12 protein-coding genes and 1 riboswitch are annotated in these 15,352 nt (G+C 69.4%); all 12 genes read left to right on the forward strand.

Features of this window, described 5'->3' with window-relative positions:
• The first annotated feature begins 27 nt into the window (after nucleotides 1–27).
• The 12 genes from pth to ACNI65_RS18295 all read left to right on the forward strand — a co-directional run bounded on the left by pth (nucleotide 28) and on the right by ACNI65_RS18295 (nucleotide 15,347).
• Complete coding sequence (gene pth, locus ACNI65_RS18240) at nucleotides 28–720, forward strand: aminoacyl-tRNA hydrolase (RefSeq protein ID WP_416758473.1); 693 nt, start codon at nucleotides 28–30, stop codon at nucleotides 718–720.
• Between the two features lies 1 nt (nucleotide 721).
• Nucleotides 722–1,222: a hypothetical protein gene (locus tag ACNI65_RS18245; protein WP_416758474.1), complete on the forward strand. Its 501-nt coding sequence runs from the start codon at nucleotides 722–724 to the stop codon at nucleotides 1,220–1,222.
• Nucleotides 1,218–1,485, forward strand: a riboswitch (cobalamin riboswitch). Its footprint overlaps the gene before it by 5 nt.
• Before the next feature lie 113 nt (nucleotides 1,486–1,598).
• A complete protein-coding gene (locus tag ACNI65_RS18250) occupies nucleotides 1,599–3,545 on the forward strand; it encodes a TonB-dependent receptor domain-containing protein (protein ID WP_416758475.1) in 1,947 nt (648 codons plus the stop codon).
• Between the two features lie 46 nt (nucleotides 3,546–3,591).
• A complete protein-coding gene (gene cobU, locus ACNI65_RS18255; protein WP_416758476.1) occupies nucleotides 3,592–4,155 on the forward strand; it encodes a bifunctional adenosylcobinamide kinase/adenosylcobinamide-phosphate guanylyltransferase in 564 nt (187 codons plus the stop codon).
• Nucleotides 4,152–5,159: an ABC transporter substrate-binding protein gene (locus tag ACNI65_RS18260; protein WP_416758477.1), complete on the forward strand. Its 1,008-nt coding sequence runs from the start codon at nucleotides 4,152–4,154 to the stop codon at nucleotides 5,157–5,159. The genes cobU and ACNI65_RS18260 overlap by 4 nt, the downstream gene beginning before the upstream one ends.
• Nucleotides 5,159–6,175: a FecCD family ABC transporter permease gene (locus ACNI65_RS18265; protein WP_416758478.1), complete on the forward strand. Its 1,017-nt coding sequence runs from the start codon at nucleotides 5,159–5,161 to the stop codon at nucleotides 6,173–6,175. The genes ACNI65_RS18260 and ACNI65_RS18265 overlap by 1 nt, the downstream gene beginning before the upstream one ends.
• A complete protein-coding gene (locus tag ACNI65_RS18270) occupies nucleotides 6,172–6,936 on the forward strand; it encodes an ABC transporter ATP-binding protein (RefSeq protein WP_416758479.1) in 765 nt (254 codons plus the stop codon). Before ACNI65_RS18265 ends, ACNI65_RS18270 begins: the two co-directional genes overlap by 4 nt.
• The gene (locus tag ACNI65_RS18275; RefSeq protein WP_416758480.1) at nucleotides 6,933–8,330 is read left to right on the forward strand and encodes a cobyrinate a,c-diamide synthase; all 1,398 of its coding nucleotides are present in this window, start codon (nucleotides 6,933–6,935) and stop codon (nucleotides 8,328–8,330) included. The genes ACNI65_RS18270 and ACNI65_RS18275 overlap by 4 nt, the downstream gene beginning before the upstream one ends.
• A 9-nt stretch (nucleotides 8,331–8,339) precedes the next feature.
• Entirely contained in the window at nucleotides 8,340–8,801 is a 462-nt protein-coding gene (locus ACNI65_RS18280; protein WP_416758481.1) for a hypothetical protein, read from the forward strand.
• The gene (locus ACNI65_RS18285) at nucleotides 8,798–9,160 is read left to right on the forward strand and encodes a DUF2149 domain-containing protein (RefSeq protein ID WP_416758482.1); all 363 of its coding nucleotides are present in this window, start codon (nucleotides 8,798–8,800) and stop codon (nucleotides 9,158–9,160) included. Before ACNI65_RS18280 ends, ACNI65_RS18285 begins: the two co-directional genes overlap by 4 nt.
• On the forward strand, nucleotides 9,157–13,212 hold the full coding sequence (gene cobN, locus ACNI65_RS18290; protein ID WP_416758483.1) for a cobaltochelatase subunit CobN: 4,056 nt from the start codon (nucleotides 9,157–9,159) through the stop codon (nucleotides 13,210–13,212). Before ACNI65_RS18285 ends, cobN begins: the two co-directional genes overlap by 4 nt.
• Nucleotides 13,209–15,347 (forward strand): TonB-dependent receptor, encoded by a 2,139-nt coding sequence (locus ACNI65_RS18295; RefSeq protein WP_416758484.1) that lies wholly within the window; start codon nucleotides 13,209–13,211, stop codon nucleotides 15,345–15,347. The genes cobN and ACNI65_RS18295 overlap by 4 nt, the downstream gene beginning before the upstream one ends.
• The last annotated feature ends 5 nt before the right edge of the window (nucleotides 15,348–15,352 follow it).

The raw sequence follows: 15,352 nt of genomic DNA on the forward strand, positions 1-15,352 counted from the left end.
TGAGTCTCCCCCTGATAATCGCGCTCCATGATTCGTCTCTTTGTCGGCCTGGGCAACCCGGGCTCCGAATACGAGGACACGCGGCACAACGCCGGGTTCTGGTGGATCGACGCGTTGGCGCGTGGCCTGAAGGTCACGCCGCAGCTGGACACCAAGTACCACGGGCTGGTGGCGCGGGTGAACGATGCGCCGGGCGCATCGGGTCCGATCTGGCTGCTGCAGCCGATGACCTACATGAATCTGTCGGGCAAGTCGGTGGCGGCGCTCGCGCGATTCTTCAAGATCGCGCCCGAGGAGATCCTCGCGATCCATGACGAGCTCGAGATCGCGCCGGGTGAGCTCAAGCTCAAGCAGGGCGGCGGCAACGCGGGCCACAACGGGCTGAAGGACATGCAGGCCCAGCTGGGCAGCGGGAACTTCTGGCGCTTGCGGCTGGGCATCGGCCATCCGGGGCATCGGGACGAGGTCGCCGGTTATGTGCTGCGCAAGCCGCCGCTGGCCGAGCGCCAGGCGGTGGAGGACAGCATCGGCAAGTCCTTCGAGGCCTTCAAGCTGATGACTGCCGGCGACATGGCCAAGGCCGTGGCGCTGCTGCACGCGAAGCCGCCGCGGCCCAAGCCGCCGAGACCGGCGAACCTGCCGCCCAAGCCGGGCACCCCGACAACGACCGATCCCCAGCCGGCCGCGACGACGGCCGCGCCCCCACCTTCTGGAGACTGACATGCCTGCGCGCACCGCATCGATCCTGACGACTGTTGTTCTGGTCCTCTTGCTCGGCGCGGTGAACGCGCAGCCGGCACCGGCCACGCGCAACCCCGGCGAACGCACGCTGGGGTATTACCGCTGCGGACCGGACGGCCTGGATCTTCGCGACAGCCCCTGCCCGGACGGGCAAGGCCAGGCACTGGCGCTGCCGCAGGACAAGGTCGATGCGAAGGATGCGGCCGCCGCGCGCAAGCGCTCGGCCGACGAATCGCGCGAGCTCGCCGCGCGACAACGAAACCGGGAGCGTGTGGCGGCCAGCACGGCGCCGGCGGGCGCGGCCGGCATCGACGGCGACGCGACACCGCGGGGCGCGAAAGCGCCCTCGAAGTCCACGATCAAGGGCGCGTCCAACCCGTCCAAGCCCAAGGATCCGAAGCGGCCCAAGCCGAAGGATCCGAAGCCGAAGAAAAAGCCCAAGCTGCCCAAGTCGCCGACGGAGCCGACCACACCTCGCTAGAATGCGCGCCGTTGGTGCTCGTGCGGACATTGCGTCCGCGCAGTTAAACGGGAATCAGGGAGTGGTCGCATCGACGATGCGCGAACCAACCTGAGCTGTCCCCGCAACGGTAAGTGGCCCGCCGGCCGCGCGACCGGGATCCTGATCAGGACCGAGATCGCCGCCCGCACTGCCTGTCCCCATGTCCACTGGCGCGCTCGCGCTGGGAAGGACACAGGCAGCGGCCACCAGCCCGGATACCGGCCAACAGGTGGTGTCATCAGCCGATCGCGCGCCCTTCCCTCATGGATGGGCAGCGCGACGCAGCGGGTGATGCCGTTTCTCAGCGGTCCTGCGGGTGAGCAGGCTGCTGAACGTCCGTCGTTGGTCCTTGCTCATGCTTCCGTACGTCTCGCGCGCGCGCACTGCTGCCCGCTCGCTGCTCGTCCTCACCCCGCTGGCGTTCGCCTCGGCCGTGCTCGCGCAGTCGCTCCCCTCCCCCGCTGCTGGCGGCACCTCCCCCGCCTCCCCCACCACATCCCCCGTCACATCCCCCACGGCCTCCCCCAACAGGCTGGATGAGGTCACCGTCACCGGCACGCGCAGTCCGATGAAGCTGTCGGACGTCGCGGCAGACCTGACCGTCATCAACCGCGACGCGATCGAGCGTCAGGGCTTCGGCAACATCGCTGCGCTGCTGCGCAACGTGGCCGGCCTGCAGATGACCAGCAACGGGGGGCCGGGCAACTCGACCTCGGTCTTCATCCGGGGCGCGGAGACGCGCCACACGGTGGTGCTGATCGACGGCGTGCGGGTGGATGGCCAGTCCACCGGCGGCGCGAGCTGGCAGAACCTGCCGGTCTCGCAGATCGAGCGCATCGAGGTGCTCAAGGGTCCGGCCAGCGCACTGTATGGCTCCGACGCCATCGGTGGCGTGGTGCAGATCTTCACGCGCAAGGGCTCGGGTCGTCCGCAGCTCGACATGGGCGTGGGCGGCGGCAACCTGGGTCAGGTGAAGGCCGACGTCGGCGTGAGCGGCGGCTCGGCGGACTTCGATTACGCCGGCTCCCTCGCGATCGACCGTGGCACCGGCTTCAACGCTTTCCTCAACACCGCTTCGCGCAGCTACAACCCCGATGCCGACGGCTGGCGCAACTACAGCGGCAGCCTGCGCCTGGGCGGCCGCGTGGCCGAGGGCCAGCGCCTGGAGCTCCTCGCGCTGAAGAGCCGCGGCAATGCGGGCTACGACGCCGGCAAGAACGCCGATGACCGCGGCATCACCGACACGATGGCCGCCAAGGTGAGCCTGCGCTCGACGTGGTCGGACGCGTTCTCGACGCAACTCTCGGTCGGTCAGTCCGAGGAGGACTACGAGACCAAGCCCAGCTCGCCCTACCTCACCGAGACGCGCATCCGCAGCGCCTCGCTGCAGGGCTTCTATCAGATCACCCCGCGGCACCAGCTCAACGGCGTGCTGGAGCGTCGCGAGGACCGGCTCGTCAACAGCGGTCTCATCAGCGGCGGCAAGAGCACGCGCGACCAGAACGCCGTGGGCCTCAGCTACCTGGGCACGCTGGGCGACCTGAGCCTGCAGGCGCACGGCCGTCATGACGACGACAGCGACTTCGGTGGCGTCGACACCGGCAGCGTCGCAGCGGGCTACAAGCTCGGCGGCGGCTGGCGCGTGACGGCCTCGGCGGGCAATGCCTTCCGCGCGCCGACACCGTATCAGCGCGGCAGCGTCTATGGTCCCGACACCAGCAAGGGCTTCGCCGAGCTGCAGCCCGAGCAGGGTCACAACCGCGAGGCCGGCCTGAGCTGGGCGCAGGACGGGTTCGACGCGGCGATCACCACCTTCCACAACCGCGTCACCAACCTGATCGCGTTCGGCGCGGCGGGCTCGTGCCGATCGACGTCGGGCTGCTACAGCAACGTCGCGCGCGCGCTGCTCAAGGGCACCAGCCTGAAGGCCGGCGCGCAGATGGGGCCGGTGAACCTGAGCGCCACCGCGGACTTCCTGGATCCAACCGATGCCAACAGCGGCCGCCAGTTGCAGCGGCGCGCCAAGCGCTTCGGCACGCTGCGCGCCGAGACGGCGATCAGCGCCTGGACGATGGGCGCGACGGTGGTCGGGTCGGGCAAGCGCTTCGACGATGCGGCCAACACGATCCGGCTGGGCGGCTATGGGCTGCTCAACCTGGACGCGCAGTACGCGTTCGCCAAGGACTGGCGTCTGCAGCTGAACGTCGACAACGCGTTCAACCGCGATTACCAGACGGCGAACTACTACCAACAGGCGCCGCGGACCTGGTTCGTGATGCTGCGTTACTCGCCTTCGCTGTAAGGTCGGCGCTTCCTCTCGTCGCCACCTCGATCTCACGGAGCCTCGCATGCCCGCACACCATCTCATCGTCGGCGGCCAGCGCAGCGGCAAGTCGCGCCACGCGGAGCGGCTGGCCTTGCGATGGGCGCGCACGCCGGGGCAACGCGTCGTGGTGATCGCCACCGCCGAGGCGCATGACGACGAGATGCGCGAGCGAATCGCGCGGCATCAGGCGGATCGGCCCGAGGGGTTCGAGACGGTCGAGGCGCCGCTCAGGCTGTGCGACGCGCTGCGCGAGGCGGCGTCGCCGGATCGGCTGTTGGTCGTCGACTGTCTGACCTTGTGGCTGACCAACTGGTTGATGCCGATGGACGGTGAGCCGCGGATGGAGGATTGGCGCGGTGAATGCGCGGAGCTGCAGTTGCTGCTGCCGACGCTGGCTTCGCCAGTGGTGTTCGTGTCCAACGAGGTCGGCTGGGGTGTGATGCCGATGGGACGCGAGGTGCGTGCTTATGTGGATGATTTGGGAAGGCTCAATCAGCTGGTCGCACGGCAGTGCGGCGAGTTGACGCTGATGGTCGCAGGGCAGGCGTGGACGCGCGCGGTGGAGAAAGAGGAGAACGAGCGATGAAAACAATGGGAATGGATGCGTACTGCCACCGCCAATGGCCCTCACCCCTGCCCTCTCCCGCAAGCGGGAGAGGGAGTAAGACCTCCTGGCGCAATCGCGTGGTGGTGGGTGTCGTGGCGATGTTGGGTGCGACGGCGATCGCCGCGCCGATCACGTTGAAGGATGACCGTGGGCACACGGTCACGCTGCCCGACGTCCCCAAGCGCATCGTCAGCCTCCTTCCCTCGCTGACGGAGACCATCTGCGAGTTGGGTGACTGCGCCAAGGTTGTCGGCGTCGATCGCTTCTCCAACTTCCCCGCGAGCGTGCAGAAGCTGCCACGGCTCGGCGGTCTGGACGACACCAGCATCGAGACGCTCGTCGCGCTCAAGCCCGACGTCGTCGTGCTCGGCGTGTCCGCGCGCGTCATCGACCGGCTCGAGGGACTGGGGATCAAGGTCGTCGCGCTCGAGCCCAAGAGCATGAACGACGTCCAGCGCGTGCTGGGCAAGATGGGGCAGATCCTCGGCAAGGAGGACGACGCGCGGCGCCTGTGGAACCGCGTCGACGGCCACATCGCGCAGAGCGCCGCGACGCTGCCCCCGGGCGCTCGCGGGCTGAGCGTCTATTACGAGGTCGACGCCGGGCCCTACGGCGCGGGCACGGCGTCCTTCATGGGCGAGATCCTCACGCGACTCGGCGCGAAGAACATCATCCCCGCCGAGCTTGGCCCCTTCCCCAAGCTCAATCCTGAATTCATCGTGCGCGCCGATCCGCAAGTGATCATGGTCGGACAGCGCAACGCGGGCGGATTGCCGCAACGGCCCGGCTGGTCGGCGATCCGCGCAGTCAAGAACCAGCGCCTCTGCGTCTGGATCCCGTCGGAGTCCGACGTGCTGGTGCGGCCGGGTCCACGCATGGCGGAGGCAGCGGCGCTGATGGCGCGCTGCCTGCGTGAAGCGGCGGCCGGTCCGGTCGCGCTGCCCACGGTGCCCTTCAACGCGCCGCCCGGAGGCATGCGCTGATGGCGGCCTTCCTGCGTTCGCGCACGGCTGCACAGCTCGTGGCCTTGCTGCTGCTGAGCGCGGTGCTGATGGCGCTCGGGCTGGCGATCGGCAGCATGGGCTGGAGCCCGTGGACCGAGGCCAGCGACACGATGCGGATGATCCTCTGGGACATCCGCGCGCCGCGCTCCCTCGGCGCCTGGCTGGCGGGCGCGCTGCTCGCGCTGGCCGGCGCGATCGCGCAGGGGCTCTTCCGCAATCCGCTGGCGGATCCGTATCTGCTGGGCTGCTCGGCGGGCGCGTCGCTCGGCGTCGCGGCGCTGCTCTTCGTCATGGGCATCTCGCCGGCGGCGGCCGCGCTGGCGCTGCGCGTGGGCATGACCGGCGCGGCCTTCGTCGGCGCGATCGGCGCGGTGCTGCTCACGCTGGTGCTCGCGCGCGGCGTCACGCAGAGCCTGCGCCTGCTGCTGGCGGGTGTCGTCGTCGGCGTGGTGCTGGGCTCCGGCTCCGCGCTGCTGACGCTGATGAATCCCGACATCCTGCGCGCCATGCAGGCCTTCATGCTGGGCAGCACCGGGTATGTCGGCTGGAGCGCGGTGCAGGTGATGGTCGTCGCGCTGGCGGTGTGCCTGCTGACCGCGCTGGGCTGCAGCCGCGCGCTGGACGCGCTGACGCTGGGCGAAGACACCGCGCGCTCGCTCGGTCAGCGGCTCACGGTGATCCGGCTGCTGCTGATCGCGGCGCTGTCGCTCGCGACGGGCGCGGCGGTCGCGCAATGCGGATTGATCGCCTTTGTCGGACTGGTCGCGCCGCACCTCGTGCGCAGCTGGGGACCGACGACGCACGGCGCCTTGCTGCTGCTGTCGCCGTTGACGGGTGGCGCGCTGCTGCTGGCGGCGGACATCGCCGCGCGCTGGGTGATCGCGCCGCAGGAGTTGCCCGTGGGCATCATCACCGCGCTGCTGGGCGGCAGCTACCTGCTCTGGCTGATGCATCGGCGCAAGGCGCACTTCAGCGGACTCGGGGGTGGACGATGAACGCCTCCGCGCTGCGCATCGAGCTGAAGTCGCTCTCGCTGGGGCATCGCCCGGTGCTGCATCCGCTGACGCTGGCGCCCGCACCGCGCGCCTGGACGGCAATCGTCGGCCCGAACGGAGCGGGCAAGTCCACGCTGCTGCGCGCGATCGCGGGGCTGTTGCCCTTCGACGGGACGCTCACGATGGACAACCAGGACTGGACCGCATGGCCCGCGAAGGAGCGTGCGCGACGCGTCGCGTGGCTGGGTCAGAACGAAGCGGCGTCGGAGGACCTGACGGCGTATGACGTCGTGATGCTGGGCCGCTTGCCGCATCAGGCGTGGCTGGCGCCGGCGAGCGCGGCGGATCACGAGGCGGTCGAGCACGCGATGCGCCAGACGCAGAGCTGGGACTGGCGCGAGCGCGCGTTGGGCAGCCTGTCGGGCGGAGAGCGGCAGCGGGTGCTGCTGGCGCGGGCCTTGGCGGTGCGCTCGGGCGTGTTGTTGATGGATGAGCCCTTGGCTCACCTGGATCCGCCGCATCAGAGCGACTGGGCGCGCATCGTGCGTGAGCGCGTGGAGGCGGGGGCCGCGGTGGTCAGCGTGCTGCATGAGCTGAATGTCGCGATGCAGGCGGACCGATTGGTGGTGATGGATGAGGGGCGGATCGTGCACGAGGGTGCGCCGCATGACGAGGCGACGCACGAGGCGTTGCAGCGTGTGTTCCATCACCGGTTGTTGATCCTGCAGGTGCAGGGACGTTGGGTGGCGTTGAACGCATGATGAGTTGTCCGGCTTTTCTGATCAGTGCACCGGCCTCGGGCCAGGGCAAGACGAGCGTGACGGCGGCGCTGGCGCGCTCCGCGCGCCGGCGTGGGCTGCGCGTGCGCGTGTTCAAGACGGGGCCGGACTACCTGGATCCGATGGTGCTGGAGCGTGCGAGTGGGCAGACGGTGTATCAGCTGGATCTGTTCATGGGTGGCGAGGCTCATTGCAGGGAACTGCTGACGCGCGCTTCCGAGGACTCGGATCTGATCTTGGTCGAAGGGGTGATGGGCTTGTTTGATGGCAAGCCCAGCAGTGCCGATCTGGCGGCGACGTTTGGGTTGCCGGTGATTGTGGTGATGGATGCGTCGGCGATGGCGCAGACCTTCGCGGCGTTGGCGACGGGGCTCGCGCGATTCCGCGATGACATCCGTGTCGCGGGCATCGTCGCGAATCGTGTGGGCAGCGACGCACATGCACACATGGTTGGCGAAGGATTGCCCGCCGATCTGCCGTTGATCGCCGCCCTCAAGCGCAATGAGGCGCTTTCGCTGCCTGAGCGGCATCTGGGATTGGTGCAGGCGTTGGAGTTGCCGGAGATTGATGGGCAGCTGGATGCGTGGGCGGATGTGTGGGACGCGGCGGCGGAGTCTTCGATGAAGGACTCGGTCGTCCTGGAGGGCGACGACCGGTGGCCCCTCCTCCGAGGTAAAGGAAGGAATTCGCCAGCCGGGAGGCTGGTGAAGGGGGGACAGGAGGAGGAGGGGCTACCGGTTGGCGGCCTCGTGCTCGGTCGATCCCTGGAGGGGCGGCGCATCGCCATTGCGACCGACGCGTGTTTCTCCTTCATCTACCCGGCGAATCTGGATTTGCTGAAGCGCCTGGGTGCGGAGGTGATGGCGTTCAGCCCATTGGCGGGCGATGAGGTTCCGGAGTGCGATGGGATGTGGCTGCCAGGCGGGTACCCGGAGCTGCATGCGGAGACGTTGCGGAGGCATCCGAGTTTCTTCCGCGCGATCGCGGCGCACCTTGATGCGGAGAAGCCGTTGCTTGCCGAGTGTGGCGGCATGTTGGTGCTGCTGGATGAGTTGGCGGATGCCGATGGGCGGCGACACGTGATGGCCGCGCTGATGCCGGGCAAGGCGTCGATGCAGAAGCGCCTGGCGGCGTTGGGCTTGCAGTCGATCGCGTGGCCTGAGGGTGAGCTGCGAGGTCACACCTTCCATTACTCGACGATGGAAACGTCGATGGAGCCCATCGCGACGGCGACGAATCCGAATGCGGGACGTGCTGCAGAGCGCTTGTATGCGCGGGGCTCGCTGAGGGCGAGCTACGTCCACCACTACTTCCCGTCGAACCCCGAAGCCATCGCGGCGTTCTTCGGCGGGGCTGAATTCAACTTCAAGAACTGATTGCTCATCATGCTGCTCGAAACCGGATTTGCTCACATCGCGCAGGCCTTGCTGTGGCCGGTGCTGATTCTCGTGGCCCTGGGTTTTGTCTACGCGTTGTGGACGGCGGGGGCGACGCTGATGGAGGCGGTGCAGCGTCGTCGGCCGGGCTTCCGGCTGCTGACGGTGGCGGAGGGCAGCAACCTCGAGACGCTCGAGTTGCAGGTGGTGCGCCGACTGGAGGCACCGCGTCTGCTGGGCCGGGTGGCACCGCTGCTGGGACTGATCGCGACGATGGTGCCGCTGGGCCCGGCGTTGCAGAGCGTCGCGGCGGGGCAAGGTCAGCAGGCGCTGGCGGTGTTCAGCTCGGCGTTCTCGGGCGTCGTGCTCGCGCTGGCGGCCGCGGCCATCGCGCTGGTCGTGTACTCGATCCGTCGCCGCTGGTTGATCGCGGAGCTCCTGTCGATCAAGGCTGAGAAGGGCTGGGCATGAGCGCCGGTCATCGCCTGTCAATCCTCGCCGAGGAGGACGACGATCCGATGCTGTCCGCGGTGAACCTCGTGGACGTGTTCCTGGTGCTGGTCGTGGCGTTGCTCACCGCGGTGGCGCTGCAGCAGCAGTCGCATGCCGATGAGACGGTGATCCGCAATCCGGGTCAGCCGGGCATGGAGATCGTCGTGCGCAAGGATGGCCAGGAGATCAAGTACCGCGGCAACGGCGGCAGTGCCGAAGGCCAGGGCCAACGGGCCGGTGTCGCCTACAAGATGAAGGACGGCTCGATCATCTACGTGCCCGAAGCCGGTGAGGCCGGCGCGGGCGCGGGCGCGGGAACCGGCACGGCGCGGCCATGAGCTGGCGCGCTCTCCTGACCCGCGGCCTCGCGACCGCGGGATTCGTCGCGTTGTGCGTGCCGGCCGTGGCGCAGGCCGCATCGCGGCTGCTGTTCCTCAGCGTCGACATCACGCCCTCGGCCAAGCACGCGCTGATCGAGCGCGAGGGCAAGGCGGCCGGCTTTGAAGTGCGTCAGCTGGAGTACCCCTTGCGCGGCGCTCCGCAAGACAAGGATCCCGCGCTGGATCGCGCGCTGCGTGACGCCGACCTCGTCTGGATCGACATCCCGCATGCGACGGCCGAAGCGCGTCTGCATCAGATCGTCGATGGCGCGCTGCAACGCGCCGCCCTGCCCGCCTCGCGTGTGTTGTGGATCCCGGCTGGCGAGCCCGCCGCCACCGATCGCAGCGCTCGCGCCTATCTGCAAGCGGGGGGCCCCGCCAACACGCGAGCCGCCTTCGCCATCGCCCGCGCGCAACTCGCCAATCAACCGGCGCCGGATCTCGGCCCACCGCAATTGATCCCGCAGCGCGGCATCCACTATCCCGGTGCGCCCAAGCTTTTCGCCGATGCCGGCGAGTTCCGCGACTGGGCCGCGCGACAAGGCCTGCGCGGCGAGCCCGTCGCGATCCTGCTGCATCGGTATCACTTCGTCCAGGGCAACACCGAGTGGCTGGACCGCTGGCTCGCGATGTTCCGTGAGCGCGGCCTGCTCGCCTTCGCCGCGTTCAGCGGTCAGTTGAGCGACAAGCCGTTGTCGGAGCTGCTCGAGCGCCAGGGGCAGTTCCAGGCCCGGGTGATCGTCAACCATAGCCTGCTGCCGCAGGGCGCCAGCCTGCAGCCGACCTTCGAGCGCTGGGGCGTGCCCGTGCTGCAGACGCAGCCCTATCGACAGGACGAGGCCGCCGCGTGGGCGGCGAGCGAGACCGGACTCGCGCAGGCGGACATCCCGTTCTACTTCGCGCAGCCCGAGGCCGCCGGACTGATCGACCCCGTCGTCGTTGTCGCGCATCCCAAGCGGGGCGAGCCCGAATTGATTGATCGCCAGGCCGCGAGCGTCGCCGGCAAGACCGCGCGCTGGGTCGCGCTGCAGACCAAGGCCAACGCCGACAAGCGCCTCGTCGCCTTCGTCTACAACTATCCGCCCGGCGGCAGCAACTTCGGCGCGTCCTTCCTGAACGTGCCACGCAGCCTCGCGCGCGTCAGCACCGGCCTGAAGGACGCGGGTTACGGCGTCACGCCGATGGACGAGGCGGACTGGATCTCCGGCCTGAAGCCGCTGCTCTCGGCCTACTACCCGGGCACCGACCTGCAGGCGCTGCTGGACGCAGGCCAGGCCGAGGCGCTCCCGCTGTCGCGCTACACCGCGTGGTTCGACGCGCTGCCCAAGGCGGTACGCGACCCCATCGTGGCGCGTTGGGGATCGCCGGCCAGCAGCCGCTACGTCGTGCGCCAGCACGGCGAGCCGGTCTTCATCATCCCTCGCCTGAAGCTGGGCGCGCTGTCCGTGCTGCCGCAGCCGCCGCGCGAGGAAACGCTGCGCAACGGGCAGGACCCGTTCATGCATCGCAGCAAGACGCCGCTGTCCCACCATTACCTGGCCACCTATCTGTGGGCTCGGCAGGCCGACGCCATCATCCACTTCGGCACGCACGGCACGCAGGAATGGGCGCCGGGCAAGCTGCGCGGCCCTGATGTCAATGATCCCGTGTGGCTGCCGCTGGGCGACACGCCGGTGATCTATCCCTACATCGTCGACAACCTCGGTGAGGCGCTCACCGCCAAGCGACGCGGTCGCGCGTTGATGGTGAGCCACCGCACGCCGAGTTTCGCGCCCGCCGGTTTCAACGCGCAGATGGCCCACATGCATGAGCTGATGCACGAGTGGGAGACCGTCGATCCGGGTCCGACCCGCCAAGGACTGGAGCGGCAGATGATCCAGCAGTTCGTCGAGCACAACCTGCATCGCGACCTGGGTTGGACCGCCGAGCAGATCGCCGCCAACTTCAGCGGCTACCTCGAGCTGCTGCATCCCTATCTGGATCGACTCGCGCAGAGCTCGCAACCCAAGGGGCTGGCGGTCTTCGGTGTCGTGCCCGACGAGGACCAGCGGCGCGGCTCGATCCTGCAGCTGCTGCGCGTGCCGCTCATCGAGGCGCTCGGCGAGGACATCGACGAGGCCTTCCTGATCAATCACGAAGGCGTGGCGAAGGCGCGTCCGGCGCGTTGGCTGGACGTCGCGTTGAAGGACCCGCAAGCGGCCAGCAAGCTCGACCTGCGGCCCTCCTCCGACACCGAGGCCTTTGTCCCCAACCGCGCCGCGCGCAAGCCGATCGACGAGGCCGCGCTGTACCAGCTCGCGCTGCGCGCGCAGGAGATGTCCGCGCGTCTGTCGACCGAGGGCGAGATGCCCGGCTTGCTGCGCGCGCTCGAGGGCGGCTTCATTCCCGCGGCCTACGGCGGCGACCTGCTGCGCAATCCCGAGAGCGTGCCCACCGGCCGCAACCTCACCGGCCTGGATCCCGCGCGGCTGCCGACGCGTCAGGCGTATGAGGCCGCGCAGTCGCTGTTCAAGCGCTGGTACGAGGAACAGGTCAAGGCAGGCAGCGCGCCCAAGCGGCTCGCGCTGTCGCTGTGGGCCGGCGAGACGCTGCGCCATCAGGGGATCATGGAAGCGCAGGCGCTGGTCGCGCTCGGCGCCACGCCGGTGTGGGACGCGAGCGGCCGCCCGACCGCGATCAAGCTGCTCAGCCCACAGGAACTCGGCCGCCCGCGCGTGGATGTGCTGCTGTCCATCACCGGCTCCTATCGTGATCAGTTCCCGGCGCTGATGAAGCTGCTCGATCAGGCCGTGGCCGCCGCCGGACAGGCGGAGCCCGACAACGCCGTCGCGCTCAACAACCGCGCGATCGCGGCCGAGCTGCGCAAGGCGGGGCTCAAGCCCGCGCAGGCCCAGGCGCTCGCGCAGGCCCGCGTCTTCGGCAATCCGGCTGGCGATTACGGCACCGGCATCGCCGACGCGGTGCAGGACAACGGGCTCAAGAGCCGGGACGGGCAGACCGATCCGCGGCTGGGGCAGCTCTTCCTGTCGACGATGAGCCAGCCGTATGTCGACGGCGAGCCGCTCAGCGTGCCCGCCGCACAGGCCCAGCAGGCGCTGGGCGCGCACCTGCGTCACACCGACGCGGCGCTGATGTCGCGCAGCAGCCATCTGTACGCGATGGTCAGCAGCGACGACCCGTTCCAATACCTGGGCGGCCTGGCCGCGGCGGCCAAGGTGGCCGGCAAGTCGGGCGACATCTCGCTGCATGTGAGCCAGTTGCAGGACGCCGCCGAGCAGCACACCGAGACCGCCGCGCAGGCGATCGCGCTGGAGATGCAGAGCCGCTACCTGCACCCCGGCTGGCTGCAGGCGCAGAAGGCCGAGGGCTGGGCGGGCGCGCTGCAGGTGCTCAAGGCGGTGCAGTACAGCTTCGGCTGGCAGCACGTCGCGCCGGGCACCGTGCGGCCCGATCACTGGCAGAGCTTCTACGACGTGCTCGTCAAGGACAAGCACAAGCTCGGCGTGCCGGACTGGCTCAAGCAGAACCCGCAGGCCTACGCGCAGGCGCTGGAGCGCATGGTGCAGGCCGAGCGCATGGGCTACTGGAAGCCGGACGCGCAGACGAAGCAGGAGCTGGCCACGCTGTATCGCGATCTGACGCGGGACGCGCCGCTCAACAACGAGCTCGCCGCGGTGCGCCGCTGGACGGCGGATCAGTTGCCGCAGGCGGTGCCGGTCGCGTCGCCAGCCGTTCAGCCCGCCGCGCCGCGTCCGGCCGCGAAATCGCCGTATCGCGCGCAGCCGCAGCCTCGGGCCGCGCCGCCGGTGCCAACGATCCGCGGCATGGCTCTGCAACGCGTGCCCGACGCGCCGAAGCCCTCCCCAGCGTCGCCCACGGCAGCACGGCTGGAACAGGCGCTGGCCTGGGTCGCGATGGCGCTGTTGATGAGCGCGGGCGCGATGTGGCAATCGCGGCGCGCGACGAAGAACACCAACAACAACAACTTGATCCCTCAGGGAACGGCATGAACAACCAGAAGAAGATCACCGCGATCGCCGGCGCCGCCGCCGGTGTCATCGCGATGCTGACGGGCGCGAGCGCGCAGGCGCAATCGCAGACGCAATCGCAGGCGCAGACCCAGTCGCAGGAGACCAACAAGCTCGACACCGTGCGCATCAGCAGCCGCGCGCAGCTCGGCGAGGCCGAGAGCGCCTCGGAGGGCGAGGTCGGCGTCGAGCGCCTCGCGCTGCGTCCGCTGCTGCGCCCGGCGGAGCTGCTCGAGGCCATGCCGGGCATGACCGTCACGCAGCACAGCGGCGACGGCAAGGCCAACCAGTATTTCCTGCGCGGCTACAACCTCGACCACGGCAGCGACTTCGCGACCTTCGTGCTGGGCATGCCGGTCAACATGGCCAGTCATGCGCACGGCCAGGGCTACATGGACCTGAACTTCCTGGTGCCGGAGCTCGTCGATAGCCTGCGTTACCGCAAGGGCGCCTTCGCCGCCGAGGACGGCGACTTCGCCACCACCGGCGCCTCGCGCATCGGCTACATGAGCGAGATCGAGCGGCCCTACGCGCAGCTCACCGCCGGACCCTACGGCTATCAGCGGCTGCTGGCCGCTGGCAGCACGAAGGTCGGCGGCGGCTGGACGCTGCTGGGCGCGGTCGAGGGCAGCCGCTACGACGGCCCCTGGGATCAGCCTGAAGACCTGCACCGCCGCAACGCCGTGCTGCGCCTGACGCGCGGCGACGAGCGCAACGGCGCGCACATCGACCTGCTGAGCTACAGCGCCGCCTGGCGCGCCAGCGAGCACGTGCCCGAGCGCGCCATCGACAGCGGCGAGATCGGCCGCTACGGCACGCTGTCGCCCAACGACGGCGGACGCACGCATCGCCACAGCCTGAGCAGCGGCTTCGCCTACAACCAGGGCAGCGGTCAATGGACCGTGGATGCGTGGGCGATCGACTACGCGCTGAACCTGTTCTCCGCGCCTTCGGGCTTCATCAACGGCCCGGACGGCGATCAGCACGAGCAGGCCGACCATCGCAAGCTCTGGGGCGGCTCGATCAAGCATCAGCTGCCGGCCGCGTGGCTGCCGGCCGATCAGTCGCTGACCTGGGGCCTGCAATGGCGCCATGACCGCATCGGCACGCTGGGCCTGAACGACACCGTCGATCGCGTGCGCACGCACACCGTGCGCGAGGACCGCGTCACGCAGGACAGCCTGGGCGGCTTCGTCGAGCTGGGCAGCCGCTGGACCGATTGGCTGCGCTCCACCGTCGGCGCGCGCTGGGACACGATGCGCGCGACCGTCTCGCCCACCGGCGGTGAATTCAACCTGGACAACGGCGGCAAGGCGCGTCAATCGCAGCTCAGCCCCAAGCTGGGACTGATCGCGCGCGTGGCGGCCGACACCGAGGTCTATCTGCACTGGGCGCGCGCCTTCCGCTCCAATGACGCGCGCGGCGCGACCACGACGACCAACCCCGCCGATGGCAGCGCCACGGACACGCTGCCCTTGCTGGCGCGCACGAAGAGCACCGAGCTGGGCCTGCGCACCAAGCCGGCCAAGGGCTGGACCACCAGCCTCGCGCTGTGGCAGGCCAACCTGGCTTCGGAGCTGGTCTTCGTCGGCGATGAAGGCGTGACCGAGGCGCGCGGCGCGTCCAAGCGCCTCGGGCTGGAGTGGTCCAACGACGTGCAGGTCGGGCGAGACTGGTTGATCGATGCGGACGTGGCCTGGTCGCGGGCGCGGTTTGTGGACGCCGTGGACTCGGATTTCGGCAGCGGCAAGCGCGTGCCCAACGCGGTGCCGGTGTCGGCGTCGCTGTCGGCGAACTGGGCGCCGGCAGGGCGGTGGTCGAGCGGCGTGAAGCTGCGGTATCTCGGCGCCTACGCGCTGGAGGAGACCGGCACGCAGCAGTCCAAGGCGGTGTTCACCGCCAACTGGCGGCTGGGGTATCAGCTCAGCGATCGCTGGCAGCTCGGGCTGGACGTGCTCAACGTCTTCGACAACAAGGCCAACGACATCGAGTACTGGGGCGGCGCCTGCACCCGGGCCGAAGGCGCGGGCTGCAACAACGGCGAAGGCATCAACGGACGGCTCGTCCATCCGATGGAGCCTCGCACCTTCCGCTTGACGCTGCGCGCGCGGATTTAACCCTC

Origin of the sequence: Roseateles sp. So40a (genome assembly GCF_048081605.1) — a bacterium.
Taxonomy (GTDB): domain Bacteria; phylum Pseudomonadota; class Gammaproteobacteria; order Burkholderiales; family Burkholderiaceae_C; genus Roseateles.